The following is a 15,992-nucleotide window of genomic DNA, read 5'->3' on the forward strand; positions in this document are numbered from 1 at the left end:
AGAAAAGCCTTGTATGAGCGGATAAGCTCATCAAGGCTTTTCGAACATATATGGAGGAAAGAGAAACTCATGTTGATATTGGTATGGATCGTTTCTTTTTTTACTGCTTTTTTTCTGACGATCACCTTGGTTTATTTTCTAACCTTTTTACATACGAAGCAGCCTCGTCCTTTTCATCAAGCATGCGAGCTGTCTGTTTATACTTCCTGTATCTACCCGCTCAGCCTGCTCGTGTCAGCCGCCTTCTTCCTCACCATGATGGTCCTTTTCCCCTTGTACTGGCTCCGCAGGCGATAAATATACATACGTTATGCATCAAAGGCTTCTTTTAATAAACGATACGATGTGAGCCGGTCTTGCATGTGATGTGTGATGGTCACAGCAATCAATTCATCTGTCCGATAAGCCTTCGCGAGTGCGGTCAGCTGCTCTTTCACAGATGCTGGCGTTCCAACGACCATCCTTTGACGATTAGCAGCCACTCGTTTTTGTTCATATGGACTGTAGGAATACGACTGTGCCTCTTCATATGAAGGAAAGCCTTCAAGATTCAGCCCTTGTTCATTGGCAAGTAAAGATAAATCTAAGCTGACAGCCAGTTTTTCTGCCTGCTCCTCTGTTTCGGCACATAAAACAAAGACTGCCAGACTGACACGCGGCTTTTCACCGAATACTGAAGGTTCAAATCGGTTGATATATTGCTCCACAGAATCTTCTCCGCCTTCACCATTAATAAAAAGAGCAAACGTGTAGCCTGCACCTGCTTTCGCCGCAAGCCTTGCACTCCCGCCAGAGGAACCGAGCATCCATACTTCTGGCGCGGTCTCTACCTTCGGAGAAGCGGTCAAATGAGGCAGCGGGTAAAATTCATCCGCTAGATCATGTAAATACACCTTCAATTCCTCTACCTGCTCAGGATATTGGTCGCCTAGACGCTTTCGCTCACCATGATGAAGGGCAATGGAGGAAATGGGCATACCACCAGGAGCACGTCCAATTCCAAGATCGATTCTGCCGGGAGCCAACGCTTCGAGAACCCTGAAGTTCTCTGCTACTTTATAGGCACTATAGTGGGGGAGCATAACGCCGCCAGAGCCAATGCGTATATGCGACGTAACAGCTGATAAATGCCCGAGGAGCACCTCTGGACTCGATCCTGCAAGCCGGTTTGAAAAATGATGCTCTGATACCCAAAAACGGTGATAGCCCCACTTTTCCGCCTGCTTCGCCAGTTCAACCGTCTGCTTCAGTGCTTCAGCAGGTGTTGCGTCTCCAATCAAAGGAGATTGATCCAGTATACTTAATTTCATTATGCTGCACCTCTTACAGAAATCCCCCTCTCTTAATGGAAAGGGGGATTTCTTATTTATTTTCGATTAAAGCCCTTCTCTTTCACAAATTCTCCAAGGAAGGCACGCTTTGGCTGACTAAAGCCTCTCAGCATCTGCTCAGACCAAGTATCTTTTCTCTCACCGTTAGTTCGTGCTTCATAATATGCCGAAATACGATCATCGTATTCTTTTAAATAACGATCCACATGCGCTTCATCTTGCTGATATGAATTTTCATGATAGATGAGTTCAACTGGCAGCCGTTCCTTTTGAGACGACTGGTTAGCTGGATGACCAACAGCCAGACCGAATAACGGCAGCACATAAGATGGCGTTTCAAGCACTTCAGAGACTTCTCTCAGCTGATTACGCAGTCCGCCAATATAGCAGATCCCAAGTCCCATTGATTCTGCAGCAACACTGACATTTTGTGCAGCCAATGCCGCATCAATGACGCTAATGAGAAAGGCTTCCGTATTCTCAAACGCCTCCTGATGATTCTTCCCTGCCTTTTTTGCAATATGATCATGGCGTTTCAAGTCTGCACAGAAGACAAAGAAATGCCCATTCTTCTCAACGTAAGGCTGATTCCCAGCCAGTTCAGCAAGCTTGGCCTTCTTCTCCTGATCTGTCACCCCAATAATACTATACGCCTGTACATAGCTTGATGTCGAAGCAGCCTGTGCACTTTTAATCAGTGTCAGCACCTCTTCTTCTGACAAACGTTCGTCTGTAAACGAACGGATGGATCGATGATTTAATATGGTTTCTATCGTTTTGTTCAATTCGAAGACCTCCTTCACTTCTTCTATCATAAGGCAAAGACATAGGGCTTTTCAAAAATGAAAACTCGCATAAAAAAAGACAGCCTATACTTAGACTGCCCTTACCCGTTTTATTTAAATAAATAACTTTGATATTTCGTTAATTGAACGCTTGCGTTATAGGCGATCCCGAATCCAATGAGAACGGACAAGACAGAGCTTCCTCCAAAGCTGATAAATAAGAGTGGAATCCCTGTTACAGGCATCACGCCTATGTTCATGCCAATGTTCTGGAACGTATGGATTACAATCAATGCTGTATATCCTACGCAGAAGAATGACGCAAATCGGCTATAAGGATGGATACGGTCAATCAGTACAACAAGCCGGTAAATCAAGAAGAAGAACATGATCACAACAAACGCACAGCCAATAAAGCCAAAGGCTTCACCTATAATGGAGAAAATCATATCCGTTTGTGCTTCAGGAACGTAAACCTTCAAGTTTTTAATGCCATTCCCAAAAATCTGCCCTGCACCAATGGCCATAATCGCCTGCTCTACTTGATATTTATCAGATCCAGATGCATCCTGCGTCTGTGCTTGGTTGGCTGTTGAAGAACTATCAGGCAGCCAAGCGGTGATCCGGTTGATCTGGTACTGCTGGATGCCTATTGTTTTCGCAAAATCAGGGAATAAGATAATCACAGCTAAAACAGAAGCAACTAAAAGCACAACCACTGAACCGATGAGAGAGATCAGTTTCCAATTGATCCCTGATAAAAACACCATCACCACAACAATAAACATACAAACAGCCGCAGTCCCTGCATCCTGCAAGAAGATCAGTCCAACTGGTACAGCTGCCACCCCGGCAATTTTTAATAGAAGGAAAATATCATCCTCTAATGTCCGCTTTCCTCTAGGTGTAGACTTTCCAATGACAGATGCAAGCATCATAATCAAACCAATTTTCATGAACTCTGAAGGCTGAAATGTCCCTATTCCAGGTAACACAAACCAGCTTTTTGCACCATTTTTGATTGGAGCAAAATCATGACCTCCGATTTGTGCAGGAGCAACCTTCAGAAAAAGTAACAGCAGGATGCCGCCTATAAAAATATAGAGACTTAGCTTCTCTAATTGCTCCAAATCAAAGTAATTTATGGCAACAATACATATAACTCCGACCATGTAGTAAATAATCTGTCTGGTCCATGCATTAGATCCGTACTGCCCAAATTGACCCGCAGCATAAATCGCAATGACACTGATGGCAAAGAAGGCTAAAAATATAAAAATCAAATCTCCTTGATAGTAAGGAGATGTATTCTGCTTGTTCATGAACTAACCACCCTTATTACAAAACATAAAAGCCCTTATTTATATTAGATTGAAATTTTCACAAAATCAACTCACCTTAAATATGACGGAAGATACATCCGAAAGGTTCCATTCAATTTTCAAAAAATGAAATACTTTTCATCCTAACAATAGGAAAAAATCCCTCTATACACTTTTCATTCAATCGATCTCAAGTCCTTTAAAAAGTTTATTTTACAGATTTTAAGGGGAAAATTCAATGACCTATGTGGCGATATGACAAGTAAACATCAGATGAGATAAGCTGCACTGAGGAATAAAACCATTTTGTATGGAATAAGTCCCATTTTCCAATTATTACGTTTACTTCAAAGTCAATTGTGGTATAATACTTGTAACAAAATGTTCACAATATCTCCTAAAAACAGACACAATTGCATCCTGACCTCTCATTTGATTTGAACATCAACTTACAAAGGAGTTGGATACGATGGATATGTTCTTTGCGTACCTATGTATAGCAACGGCTACACCCCTGTTTTTATGGCTGGAAAACAGAAAGATTGCATTAGCATCTATTCCACCCATTATGATTATGTGGATTTTCTTTGGTCTTTACATGACAAGCAGTTTATCTCCAGCAGGACATACCTTCATGATCGCATTCTTTGCCATTAACGTGATTTTGGCTCACATTGCAGCGTTCCTCATCTACGGACTTCCATTCATTCGCAAAAGATTCAGCAGCAGATAGTATCGCCCAACTATTGGAAGCGTTATCACCATCATGATAAAAACCACTCACCTTCAAGAGATGAGTGGTTTTTTTATTATTTCTCTGAATGCTCAGACTGCTTTGGCGCAGACGGTGAATAACCGTCTTTACTGTTCTCTCCGTGGCTGTAGTGAGCCGCAAAGATCCAAACAGATCCGATGACGAAGATAATCGCACAGAACAGACCAAACAAAGTATTTCCGACTTGAACAGTTCCGTTTTCACTCTCTGTCATGTGCATAAACATGAACAGCTGCAAGAATGCTTGAATGAACGCAAAACCAAAGATAATCCATAGTTTTGCGGAACTGCCAATTTCAGCTCCAATCGCAATCCAGAATGCTAAGACTGTCAGCACAATGGATAGGATAAAGCCAACTACGTGTTTCCAAGGGAAGTGTTCGTGCTCTGCTGAGGAATGTGTTTTTCCAGCCATATCACAAAAGCCCCCCTAATCCGATCAAGTAAACAGCTGTGAAGATGAAAATCCATACAACATCAAGGAAATGCCAGTATAGACTTGAGATGAAAATCTTCGCTGCTGTTTGTGGAGTTAATCCACGTTTTTTAATTTGGAACAAGATTCCGGTAATCCAGAAGATACCGATCGATACGTGTAGTCCGTGAGTTCCTAAGAGTACAAAGAATGCAGACCAGTACGCACTTGTATGGATGCTCGCACCCTCATGTACATAATGGAAGAACTCAAAAATCTCGAATCCAACGAAGCCTGCACCTAGAAGCAGTGTGAGAATCGTCCAAATGACAACCCCTTTTGTACTTCCACGGCGCATTTCATGAACAGCAATCCCGCATGTAAATGAACTAACCAATAGCAGGAATGTCATGATCAATACAAGCTTCATATCAAACAGCTCAGCTGGTAAAACGCCGCCAGCTGTTCTGCCATGTAGAACAAAGTAGGTCGCAAAAAGTGTTGAGAATAACACGATTTCCGCGCCAAGGAATATCCAGAAACCAAGGATGTTTAAACGTCCGGTTTCAGAGCGATATTCAAGCGGTGCATTTGCATAGCTGCTATCATTATGTCCCATTACTTCTGCGCCTCCTTATTCTTTTTCTCTGTTTCAATGACTTCTTCAACAGGAATATAGTAGCCATCGTCATATTCGAATGAACGTAAAATCATCGTTGCGAATACACCGATTAAGCCAATAACGCCAATCCAGTACCATTCAAATACAAGACCGAATGCACCAAGTCCAAAGAATGCAGACATGATCAGCGGTCTGCCTGAATTGTGCGGCATGTGAATTTTCTTGAATTCTTTTTCAGGATGAACGTCCACATTGTTTTGCTTCCAATGATGGAATGCATCTGGTGTTGTCACTTCTGGAAGTGCTGCAAAGTTATAATGCGGCGGAATTGCAGAAGATGTCGCCCAGTCAAGTGTACGTCCTTCTCCCCAGCTGTCTCCAGACACTTCACGTTTTGAATGTCTCCAGCTGTAGTAAATGTTGTAGCAAAGGATGATGAATCCGATACCCATCATAAATGCACCAATTGTTGAAATAAAGTTTAGTGCAGTCCAGCCATCTTCTGGTCCATACGTATAGATACGTCTTGGCATTCCTTGCAGTCCTAGGAAGTACTGCGGGAAGAAACAGATGTTAAATCCGATCATGAATACCCAGAAGAACCATTTGCCGATTCTTTCGTTTAACTTGTAACCAAACATTTTTGGATACCAGAAAACAAGACCAGCAAAACAAGCAAATACAGTACCTGCGATTAATACATAGTGGAAGTGGGATACAAGGAAGTACGTGTTATGGTACTGGTAATCCGCAGCTGCCATCGCAAGCATAACCCCAGTTACACCACCGATTACGAAGTTTGGGATGAAACCAAGTGCCCAAAGCATTGGTGATGTAAAGCTGATACGGCCTCGATACATCGTAAAGAGCCAGTTAAAGATTTTCACACCTGTTGGTACAGAAATCGCCATTGTTGTAATCGAGAAGAATGAGTTAACCGCTGCACTGTTCCCCATTGTAAAGAAGTGGTGAACCCACACAAGGAAACTAAGAACAGAGATTGCCACAATTGATACAACCATCGCTTTGTAACCAAACAACTGCTTTCTTGAGAACGTCGCAAAAATTTCTGAGAAAATACCGAAAGCCGGCAGGATAACAATATATACCTCAGGATGTCCCCAAATCCAGAAAAGGTTCGCCCAAAGCATCGGCATACCGCCTGCTTCGAGTGTAAAGAATGCAGAACCGAATAAACGATCAAATGTCATAAGTGCTAAAGCAACTGTTAGTACAGGGAATGCAAAAACGATGATGACAGACGTAATCAATGTTGTCCATGTAAACATTGGCATACGCATAAGTGTCATACCTTTTGTACGCATTTTTAAGATGGTCACCATGAAGTTAATACCTGTCATAAGTGTACCAATACCTGCAATTTGGAGCCCGAGCAAGTAGTAGTTCTGTCCAGGTCCTGGTGAGAAATCATTTCCGGCGAGCGGCATGTAACTCGTCCAGCCTGCACTTGGTGATCCTCCAATAACGAAGGAAATGTTGAACAGCATTGCTCCGACCATGAATGTCCAGAAGCTAAGGTTGTTCAGATAAGGGAATGCAACGTCACGTGCACCAATTTGAAGAGGAACAACGACGTTGATTAAACCAATTAAAAATGGCATCGCCATGAATAGAATCATGATCGTACCATGCGTTGTAAAGATTTCATTATAGTGGTTTGAATCTAAAAACGTATTATTAGGAAGCGCCAGCTGCGCGCGCATCATCAGTCCGTCTACCCCACCGCGGAAGAACATAATCACAGCAGCAAGGATATACATGATTCCAAGCTTTTTATGATCAACTGATGTCAGCCATTCTTTCCAGAGCCATTTCCACTTTTTAAAGTAGGTTAAAACAAACACGATGGCAATGGAGGTAAGAGCGATAGAAATTTGCGCACCAAGAATTAATGGGTCTCCAGTTACAAAAAACTCATCCCATTTTAAATGCATAACGGCCTCCTCCTTTCCTTAGTCAGTTTATTCATTATCTAGTTTTCTTTTATAGTTCTTCACATTCTCGAAAGGATCTGTTTTGGAATGCGGAGAAACTGATTGGTAACCTAAACGTTTGCGTGCTTGGAGTGCGTATTCAGAATCCTCTCCATGCTTCGCAAAGGATAAATGTGTTGATGAGAATGTCTGCACATCTGCAGCATCAGGAAGCATCAAGTAGTCATACGTTTTCTTCGTTAACTTCGGTGCTTCTTTCTTCGTTTTGTTTACCCATTTATCATAGTCAGACTGCGTCATCGCATTGACTTTGAATTTTTGCTGAGCAAAGCCCTCGCCTGTGAAGTTGGCGTTTCTTCCTTGGTATGTGCCTACTTCATCAGCTTGAAGATATTGTTCCATTTCCATTCCAGCCATCGCATACTTCTCCCCGCCTAGCTGAGGAATCCATAGTGATGCCATTGTATCAGCGGAAGTGATTTTGAATAAAATCGGCTGATCTTTTGGAATGTTTAAGTAGTTCACTGTCTCAATATTTTCCTCTGGATAGCTGAAAATCCATTTCCAATCAACAGCTGTCGCATAAACGACAAGTGGATCTTTATGGCTTGTTGCTTGAGGTGCCTCTTCCAAAGAGTAAATTGTTTTTACAGTTGGAATCGAAAGAGCAGCAACGATTAATATTGGGATCACTGTCCAGACAACTTCTAGAAGCGTATTCCCGTGTATTTCTGGGTTATAAGAGGCGTTTCCAACGTCCTTACGCTCACGGTATTTAACCAAAATGATGGTAAACAGTACAAATACCGCACCAACGATAAAGAGCATGAATCCGATAGATAAAAGGATTAAGTCTTTTTGTTGTGCTGCGACTGGTCCTTTAGGATCTAAAACAGCGATATTGCTGCAACCTCCTAATACAAAAACACTCACGAGCATCGCTAATAAAAGCATAGGTTTAATGGCTCTGAACAAGAAGATCACCATCCTTCCTTAAATAATGTATAAATTGCTGAATAATTGTGAAAAGCCATCTGCCTTCGAAAACTTTTCTTCCCTTTGTAATGCTATCAAAATCTGTTAGAGTTAGCTTCCCTTTTTTCAAAAGTTCATTTATTTTTCAACAGATTTCTTTTAAAATGTCATAAATTCGACATAAATTTATATTATTGCACACACAATAAATTTCTAGGATTTTGAAAAGTTGAGAGTTGAAGGCAAAGGACAAACAATCAAGAACTTTGTCAAATTTAGGTTTACCACAATAAAAAAGTTTGGTCAAATTTCAATTTAACTTAATGAAATTTTATCTAGGTAAACAATTTCAAAATAGGTATCCCCACATTTAACAAAAACCTTACTTATTTTAACGCAAGTTGACAAGAAAAGAAAGTATCGATCCTCTGACTATGCGCGTTAAGAATTGGCAATTATGATGAATATGTGGAATCCCGCTAAATGACTTCCAGCAAAAAACCGGCTCAGCGCCGGCATTCTGCAATTATTCATCTCTTACTAAAATGTCAGGGCGCCTATAGATGTCTTCTTCATGTTCAACATCAATGTATGTCCACTTGCCTGTATAGGTTAAAAAGCGGTTCCCCTCTTTCTCTACGACCATCGTATCCTCTGATTTCAATCCAGGCAATGAAGGATTCCAAGTAAAGACTTGATGCAGCTGAATTTCTTCCTTCGATGAGGGAACTGCAATGATTTCTCTAGATACAAAGCCCGTTTTCCCCCCTTGATGAAGCTTTTTCCAGCTATCAGGGAAGCCCTCTTTTTCATACTGAGCAATACCTGCTTTCAATACATCTCCCAATGTCTTACCAGGGCGCGTGGCAGCATTCATGACCGTGTCAATTCGTGCAAGCCGCTCTTTGTTCTCTTCAAGCTCCTTTGGAAGCTGACCGAAGTAAACAGACCTTGTGACATTCGCCACGAGTCCATGCCGTTCAGCGCAAAGAACAACAAGCGCATGCTTTTGAAGTTTTTTGTCTGTCGGAATTGGATGACGGTATTGATGAATCCGGTCATCTGTTGCTACAAGCAGCACTTCAATCGTCATTCCCTGCGCGATCGCTTTTTGAGCCGCAAGCGAAGCGATTTCGTACTCCGTCTGTCCTGGAACGATTTCTTTACAAACACTCTCTACAATGACCGCTGTTTCATGACAAAGCGTTTCATATTGGCGGAGCTGTGATGCAGAAAGAATGGATCGAACTTGCGACAAATCCGGCTCGATCCATTCGAATCCATCCATTTGAATGTCTGACCCGATCCGTTTGTCTTTTGTGAGTGTTTGAATGTGTGCCGTATCATCCTCAAACCAATCCATCGTCACCACTTGAAAGGGGTGATCGATATACGCCATCTCTTCTTCAATGATCCGCTTTTCTTCCATTTGATTCACTATGAGGACGATGTCGTCTTTTAACACAAGCAGCTTGCACACGCCCTCTGGTGTATTTAACACGATGTGATTTCTTCTCCCTCCTGTCAGCCAGGAGAAGTTATTACGCTTTTGAATCAAGACACCGTCGAGCTGTTTTTCTTCCATTAATGTTCTTACTTGTTCAATCATCTAATCACCTGCCTATATGAGTGTATGAATGAAACGTTTAAAAGCTGTTTTCCCTTGCTCTGTTCTTTTAAACACACCCGCCTGTGAGAGAATACGAGAAAAAATCATACCGACTTCTTTTTGTAAAATAGCTTCTGTATTGTCCTCTGTAAAGGTATTCTCTTCAAGCAGACGCTCTGCCCATGTTTCGTGTTTCGTGATAGCAGGGCGGGCTTTGATTTCTTCAAGGGGGTTTTTGGATAACAGCGCTTCTTTTAATTGACTTAATTCCTCTGCTAATCTACCAGGAAGAACTGCAAGACCCATCACTTCAATTAATCCGATATTCTCTTTTTTAATATGATGGACTTCTTCGTGCGGGTGGAAAATTCCATCCGGGTGCCGCTTGTTTGTACGATTATTGCGCAGCACTAGATCTAATTCATAGTCATCTCCATGGCGGCGTGCAATTGGTGTAATGGTATTATGCGGCGTCTCTCCTGTATGAGCTAGCAGCTCCACTTCTTCATCTGAATACATTTTCCACTCGTTTAAGATAAAGTCTGCAGCGTCTGCAAGCTTCTGCCGGTCGCTGCTTCGAAGGCGGATGACAGACATCGGCCATTTCACAATGCCAGCCCTCACATTCGGAAAGGCATTCAGAGAAAAGACCTCTTCCACCTCCGCTTTCGCCATCGGAAATTCATGCGCACCGCCCTGAAAATGGTCATGACTTAATATACTGCCCCCGACAATCGGAAGGTCGGCGTTCGACCCGATGAAATAGTGCGGGTATATATATATGAAAGAAAGCAATCGTTCAAAGGTCTTTTTGGTGATGCTCATCGGCTCATGTTCGCCTTTGAACACAATGCAGTGCTCGTTGTAATACACATAAGGTGAAAATTGTAGAAACCAAGATTCATCTGTGAGTGTCACAGGAATGATCCGGTGATTCTGTCTCGCTGGATGGTTGATGCGCCCCCCAAACCCAACGTTTTCTTTACAAAGGAGACAAAGAGGATATTGTTTTTGACTAAGCTTTTTGGCTTCAGCGATTGCTTTTGGGTCCTTTTCCGGCTTTGATAGATTGATTGTGATCTCCAGCACGCCATCATCTGTTGGTGTAAACCACTGCACATTTTTGGCGATTCTGCCTGTATGAATATAGTGTGCGTGCTGCTGCATTTCATAGAACCAGCTTGTAGCAGCCTCTGGCCCTTCATGCTGGCGCTTCTCTTCAAACTTTGCGTAGATGACACTTGGAGGCGCCACCAAGCATCCCATGATTTTCGCATCTAGTAAATCGCGATACGTATCCGTCCCCTCAGGGATAAGGCCAGTCTCAACTGCCCAATCCAGCATCGGCATTAAGATGTCTTCAAGCTCCGCCTCCCCTGAGACTGTTCTTGGCTCAGCTTCACCCAGCCTAAGCACCTCAAGCAGCCGATTTCTCGTATAATCCATATCTAGTCGTGTGATCAGCTCTTGATTGATCCCGTATTGAATCAGCTGTTCCAGTTTTTCAAAAATATCAACCGCCATTCTCTCTGTCCCCTCTCTTGCCTGCCTGTTATGCGTTATTTACTCTGGTAGCCGTCTGGATGCTTCTGAAACCAATCCCACGCATTTTGAATGATGGTGTGAAGGTCAGCATATTGAGGTGTCCACCCTAATTCTTGCAGCGCTTTTTCAGAAGAAGCAATCAGCTTTGCTGGATCTCCCGCGCGTCTGTCAGCGACCTGTGCTGGGATCGCATGCCCCGTAACGTTTCTAACAGCATCTACTACCTGCTTCACGGAGAAACCAGTGCCATTCCCTAAGTTGTATGTTGCACTTCCTTTTCCAGCGCGCAGACGATCAACAGCTAAGATGTGCGCGTCTACTAAATCCATGACATGAATGTAATCCCTAATACACGTGCCATCCTCTGTCTCATAATCATCACCGTAAATCATGATCTGATCTCGTTTTCCTAAAGCCACTTGCAGAATAATCGGAATGAGATGTGTCTCAGGCTGATGATCCTCTCCGACAAGTCCTTCTGTATGAGCGCCAGCTACATTAAAGTAGCGAAGCACGACGTATTCTATTCCATATGCCTGCTCAGACCACTTCAGCATTTTTTCAATCGCTAGTTTCGTTTCTCCATAAGGATTGGTTGGATTCGTCTCATCCGTTTCAACGATCGGCACTCGCTTTGGTTCACCATATGCGGCAGCGGTTGAAGAGAAAACGAGGTGTTTCACATCAAATTCATTCATCACCTGAAGTAAGGCTGTCGCTCCTCCAACGTTGTTGTCATAGTACTTTAGCGGGTCTGTTACACTCTCGCCGACAAGTGAATCTGCGGCAAAGTGCATCACCGCTTCTATTTGATGCGTTTTGAAAACCTGTCTTAAAAAATCTTGATCTCGTAAATCTCCCTCTTCTAAAACAGCTCCCTCCAAAACGGCTTCTTTGTGCCCTGTCTGCAAATTATCCACTACCACCACTTGTTCACCTTTCGCTAAAAGAGCCGCTACCGCATGACTGCCAATATACCCTGCTCCCCCGCACACTAAAATTGTCATTACACTTCCTCCTTCTTGAGTTCTCTTGCGCCGCCTCCAATTCCAGCTGTGTAAAAAGAGGCTTGAATGCCCGTCTTCTCTTGATAAATCGCTCCCGTTTCTTCTATAAACGATGCCAGCTGCTTTTCTTTCACAATACTGATCGTGCAGCCACCAAAACCCGCGCCCGTCATACGGGAGCCAATTGTTCCAGGATGGAGCCAAGCGGCTTCTGCCAGAGTATCCAGTTCAAATCCAGTCACTTCATAATCATTCTTTAAAGAGAGATGAGAAGCCTTCATAAGCGCACCTATTTCTTCCATTTTATCATCTTTCAGAAATTTGACTGCTTTTATGGTCCGTTCGTTTTCTGTCACCACGTGTCTTGCACGTTTGCGGCATGTTTCATCCTGAATCAAATGGGCATGTTCGGCAAATTCATCTGCCGTGAGCTCACATAAGTGGGCAAGGCCGATTTCTTCTCGTAAATCGTTTAAAGCTGATTGACACTCTGACCTGCGTTCATTGTATTTGGAATCTGCCAGTGTCCGCTTTTTGTTTGTATTGGCAATGACAAGCGCCAGCCCCTCTTGCCGAAACGGACTGTATTGAAAATCAAGGGTATCGCAATTGAGCAAAATGGCGTGATCTTCTTTTCCAAGAGCAATTGAAAACTGATCCATGATGCCGCAATTGACGCCAATAAATTCATTTTCTGCACGCTGCGAAAGGAGGGCAAGACGGGCATTTGAAACGCCGAATGAATGCCATTCATTGATGCAGACGGCGGTGACAAGCTCGATGGAGGCAGAGGAAGACAGGCCTGCGCCATTGGGAATATTGCCGCCGTATACAATGTCAAAGCCTTCTTCTATCTTCATTCCTGCTTCGATAAACTGATGGAACACGCCCTTCGGATAATTTGCCCAGCCGTCCGACTCCAAGTAAGCGATTTCAAAAAGGTCGAATTCTTTCACACCATCGCCATCAAAGTTCAAGGAATACATTCTCACGCGGCCATCTGACCGCTTTGCACATGCTGCATATGTACCGAGAGTGAGCGCACAAGGGAATACATGACCTCCATTGTAATCTGTATGTTCACCAATCAAGTTCACTCTTCCCGGGGCAAAAAAATAGCGAAGTTCTTCTCTATCCCCAAATTGCTGGTGAAATGCCGTGCGTAACATATCGATCATATCCATTCCCCTTTTCTCATCTGATACTCTTATTTTAGTTGCCTGAACTGCGTAAGTTCAATGGTAAAAAAATCGTTAAAAAATACCCTTTTTTTGCTGTGAATGGTACGATGTGATATGAGGTGTAACATGATTCAAAATAGAAAAAGGTTGTTTTTTGCTGTGAAGGAGGTTTTCCAATTTGAAGAAGGAAGCATTTGCATTTCGTTTTCACCATTCTGATGTTACATTGCCGGCACAAATATGGTCTGTTGGCTGGGAGGTTCAATCATCTTCGTTATACAGCTGGAATGGCGTGGAGCGGAAGGATCAGGGCAAGTGCATCTTTCAGCTCACACTGTCTGGACACGGCATGATAGAAATCGGACAGAAGCGGTTCAAAGTCTTGCCAGGGCAGGCCTTTCTTGTGAAAAGTCCAAGTGCCTATCAATATTATTTTCCAGAGGACAGTGAGCATTGGGAATTTCTCTATTTGACGCTTTATGGGGAAGCCTGTGATCTTTGCTTTGACCAATTTATAGATCAAGGAAAGCAGGTCATGCGTTTTCATCCTCATTCTAAACCGATCCGCCTGCTGAAGAAAATTTATGATGAAGCCAGTGAAAGACGGATTACCAATCCATTTGAGGGGTCTAGCCTTGCTTATCAATTTGTCATGGAACTGTATTCATATTTGCCAAAGCTTGAGGGACAAATGGAAAAATGGCCTGAGCCCATCGTCCAAGCGGCCTTGTTTGCCAGCCATCATTTTCACGAGGAAATTGGCCCAGACGATATGGCAGCTGCGGCACGTTTATCCAAAAGTCATTTTACGAGGGAATTCAAAAAGGCCACTGGCTTCACACCTATTCACTACTTAACCAATATCCGGTTAGAGAAGGCGGAAACATTATTAAAAACAACGAAATACTCAATTGAAGAAATCGCCATACAGTGCGGCTACCGAAATGCGAATTACTTGAATAAAGTCTTTCGAAAGAAAATCGGCATGTCTCCAAAGCAACTGCGGGAAACAAGCGATGCATAATAAAAAGCAGCCGCTTTATCATTGGCTGCTTCTTTTACGATTTTGACAGATCAACATGAATTCTTCCTTGTTTTAAAACAATCGTCATTTGCGTATCAGGGGTCATTAAGTTTTCTAAAATGTCCGTTGCCGTTTGAAGCGCAATGTCCATTCGGTTGATCTTTTCCTTTTCTTGTTCCGAAAACGCTTCTGGATGTGCGGTCATTTCTTTGACTAGCCTCAGCACTTGTTCATGCTGCTTTTCTGTTTGTTGATATATGGCATCATATAAGTCGTCTGGCCTGCTGCTCATTTCACATCACCTATCTTTTTTATGTGTTAAATCGCATCTTCTTTTGTTTTCTTGAAGACGAACCACTTACTGGCGACATAATTGACCACCACAATCACAAAGTTGACGAGAATTTTTGCGACGGTTTCATTGAGCGCCATTTGGCTCACAAATAAAATCATCAGCCCCAGATCTACACCTAGAGACATGAGACGGACACTAAAAAATGAAGAAAGCTCACGCATGAGGCTTTTTGTGTCACGAGCCTTTTGCTTGAAGACATACTTCTTATTGGTGATATAAGCAAAGAGAACAGCAAATACCCATGAAACAACCGTAGCTGTTTTGTAATCCATGGAAAACATCTCAACGAATAAATAGAAGCTGACGATATTGACAATGGTTGTACACACACCCATCACAAGATACATGACAACTTCTTGATACTTTTGAAAAAGGCTATACATGTCTTTCTTCATTCCTTCTTGGTGGTTTCTGTTTCTTTTAGAATACCATCTTGAGAAGAACTTCCCAAACGAACAATATGTATGTCCTGAAAAGATGAAATTTGTTCTACTCGATGGCAAATGTCAACGCAATTGGTTTATATGAGTCAAATGTTTTAGGTCTTTATCATTATTTTAATTTATAATCTTTCAACTGACTTTACAATTGTTTATTATTAGAAGTAAGATTTCAATATTTATGGGTTTTTTAGTCATTTTTTTAGGGACGTGGTAGGTGATAGATTTTACAAAATAGGTTAAATGTCATCATTTTTCGACAAAATTTATTTTGCGCTGTTTTCAACCACACGTACAGTTACTAGACGGTTTGTTCAAGTCATTGGTTGCAGTGAATATGTCTTATTGAACTGGAGGATATTATGGATACGCAAGTGAAAAGAAGAGTTGACGAAGAGTGGGTTTATTTGATTCAGGAAGCGAAAAAAATTGGACTAGGCATCGAAGAAATACAAGCTTTTTTAACATCCAACGGTGATCAGAAGATGATAAACAAACCGTAAATCAACGCCGTTATCCTTTGTCTTTCAGACTGCTTTGGCTATAAGTTCTGACCTGTCAATTGACCTTTTGAAAATCCTTTCATGACGATACGCTACAATAATTGAACACCTCTCCATACCAATCCCTTCCACTCAATGGGGTTCTGTC

Annotated in this window: 16 protein-coding genes; 3 read left to right on the forward strand and 13 right to left on the reverse strand. The window is 42.5% G+C overall.

Annotated elements, in window-relative coordinates:
* Positions 1 to 308: 308 nt before the first annotated feature.
* The 3 genes from NSU13_RS17525 to NSU13_RS17535 all read right to left on the reverse strand — a co-directional run bounded on the left by NSU13_RS17525 (position 309) and on the right by NSU13_RS17535 (position 3,438).
* Complete coding sequence (locus NSU13_RS17525) at positions 309 to 1,310, reverse strand: LLM class flavin-dependent oxidoreductase (protein ID WP_080701182.1); 1,002 nt, start codon at positions 1,308 to 1,310, stop codon at positions 309 to 311.
* Positions 1,311 to 1,366: 56 nt separating this feature from the next.
* Entirely contained in the window at positions 1,367 to 2,116 is a 750-nt protein-coding gene (gene nfsA, locus NSU13_RS17530) for an oxygen-insensitive NADPH nitroreductase (protein WP_342489675.1), read from the reverse strand.
* A 110-nt stretch (positions 2,117 to 2,226) separates the two neighbouring features.
* On the reverse strand, positions 2,227 to 3,438 hold the full coding sequence (locus tag NSU13_RS17535; protein WP_041115417.1) for an FtsW/RodA/SpoVE family cell cycle protein: 1,212 nt from the start codon (positions 3,436 to 3,438) through the stop codon (positions 2,227 to 2,229).
* Positions 3,439 to 3,907: 469 nt separating this feature from the next.
* Here NSU13_RS17535 and NSU13_RS17540 point away from each other — a divergent pair, with 469 nt between their 5' ends.
* Positions 3,908 to 4,171, forward strand: a complete 264-nt coding sequence (locus tag NSU13_RS17540; RefSeq protein WP_008345491.1) for a spore morphogenesis/germination protein YwcE — start codon at positions 3,908 to 3,910, stop codon at positions 4,169 to 4,171.
* Between the two features lie 76 nt (positions 4,172 to 4,247).
* On the opposite strand, the gene qoxD is transcribed toward NSU13_RS17540, so the two are convergent.
* From qoxD to NSU13_RS17580, 8 genes are all read right to left on the reverse strand, one after another.
* Positions 4,248 to 4,628, reverse strand: a complete 381-nt coding sequence (gene qoxD / locus NSU13_RS17545) for a cytochrome aa3 quinol oxidase subunit IV (RefSeq protein WP_012011667.1) — start codon at positions 4,626 to 4,628, stop codon at positions 4,248 to 4,250.
* Between the two features lies 1 nt (position 4,629).
* Positions 4,630 to 5,247: a cytochrome aa3 quinol oxidase subunit III gene (gene qoxC / locus NSU13_RS17550; RefSeq protein WP_039182371.1), complete on the reverse strand. Its 618-nt coding sequence runs from the start codon at positions 5,245 to 5,247 to the stop codon at positions 4,630 to 4,632.
* Entirely contained in the window at positions 5,247 to 7,205 is a 1,959-nt protein-coding gene (qoxB, locus tag NSU13_RS17555) for a cytochrome aa3 quinol oxidase subunit I (protein WP_024423835.1), read from the reverse strand. The genes qoxC and qoxB overlap by 1 nt, the downstream gene beginning before the upstream one ends.
* Before the next feature lie 27 nt (positions 7,206 to 7,232).
* Positions 7,233 to 8,189, reverse strand: coding sequence for a cytochrome aa3 quinol oxidase subunit II (qoxA, locus tag NSU13_RS17560; protein WP_108909040.1), 957 nt, complete (start codon positions 8,187 to 8,189; stop codon positions 7,233 to 7,235).
* A 517-nt stretch (positions 8,190 to 8,706) separates the two neighbouring features.
* Complete coding sequence (locus NSU13_RS17565) at positions 8,707 to 9,789, reverse strand: M24 family metallopeptidase (RefSeq protein WP_342489676.1); 1,083 nt, start codon at positions 9,787 to 9,789, stop codon at positions 8,707 to 8,709.
* 12 nt (positions 9,790 to 9,801) lie between these two features.
* Positions 9,802 to 11,313: a UDP-glucose--hexose-1-phosphate uridylyltransferase gene (gene galT / locus NSU13_RS17570; protein WP_342489677.1), complete on the reverse strand. Its 1,512-nt coding sequence runs from the start codon at positions 11,311 to 11,313 to the stop codon at positions 9,802 to 9,804.
* 35 nt (positions 11,314 to 11,348) lie between these two features.
* Positions 11,349 to 12,341 (reverse strand): UDP-glucose 4-epimerase GalE, encoded by a 993-nt coding sequence (galE, locus tag NSU13_RS17575; RefSeq protein ID WP_342489678.1) that lies wholly within the window; start codon positions 12,339 to 12,341, stop codon positions 11,349 to 11,351.
* The gene (locus NSU13_RS17580) at positions 12,341 to 13,525 is read right to left on the reverse strand and encodes a galactokinase (protein WP_342489679.1); all 1,185 of its coding nucleotides are present in this window, start codon (positions 13,523 to 13,525) and stop codon (positions 12,341 to 12,343) included. The genes galE and NSU13_RS17580 overlap by 1 nt, the downstream gene beginning before the upstream one ends.
* A 175-nt stretch (positions 13,526 to 13,700) precedes the next feature.
* On the opposite strand from NSU13_RS17580, the gene NSU13_RS17585 reads away from it, so the two are divergent.
* Positions 13,701 to 14,546, forward strand: a complete 846-nt coding sequence (locus NSU13_RS17585) for an AraC family transcriptional regulator (RefSeq protein ID WP_024423841.1) — start codon at positions 13,701 to 13,703, stop codon at positions 14,544 to 14,546.
* Between the two features lie 34 nt (positions 14,547 to 14,580).
* Here NSU13_RS17585 and NSU13_RS17590 read toward each other — a convergent pair whose 3' ends face one another.
* Both NSU13_RS17590 and NSU13_RS17595 read right to left on the reverse strand, forming a co-directional pair.
* Complete coding sequence (locus NSU13_RS17590; protein WP_034281308.1) at positions 14,581 to 14,838, reverse strand: hypothetical protein; 258 nt, start codon at positions 14,836 to 14,838, stop codon at positions 14,581 to 14,583.
* Between the two features lie 26 nt (positions 14,839 to 14,864).
* Complete coding sequence (locus NSU13_RS17595) at positions 14,865 to 15,248, reverse strand: GtrA family protein (RefSeq protein WP_012011676.1); 384 nt, start codon at positions 15,246 to 15,248, stop codon at positions 14,865 to 14,867.
* 455 nt (positions 15,249 to 15,703) lie between these two features.
* Here NSU13_RS17595 and NSU13_RS17600 point away from each other — a divergent pair, with 455 nt between their 5' ends.
* Positions 15,704 to 15,844, forward strand: coding sequence for an anti-repressor SinI family protein (locus NSU13_RS17600; RefSeq protein WP_008345506.1), 141 nt, complete (start codon positions 15,704 to 15,706; stop codon positions 15,842 to 15,844).
* Positions 15,845 to 15,992: the final 148 nt, after the last annotated feature.

Origin of the sequence: Bacillus sp. FSL M8-0049, from assembly GCF_038593355.1 — a bacterium.
Classification (GTDB): Bacteria; Bacillota; Bacilli; order Bacillales; family Bacillaceae; genus Bacillus; species Bacillus safensis.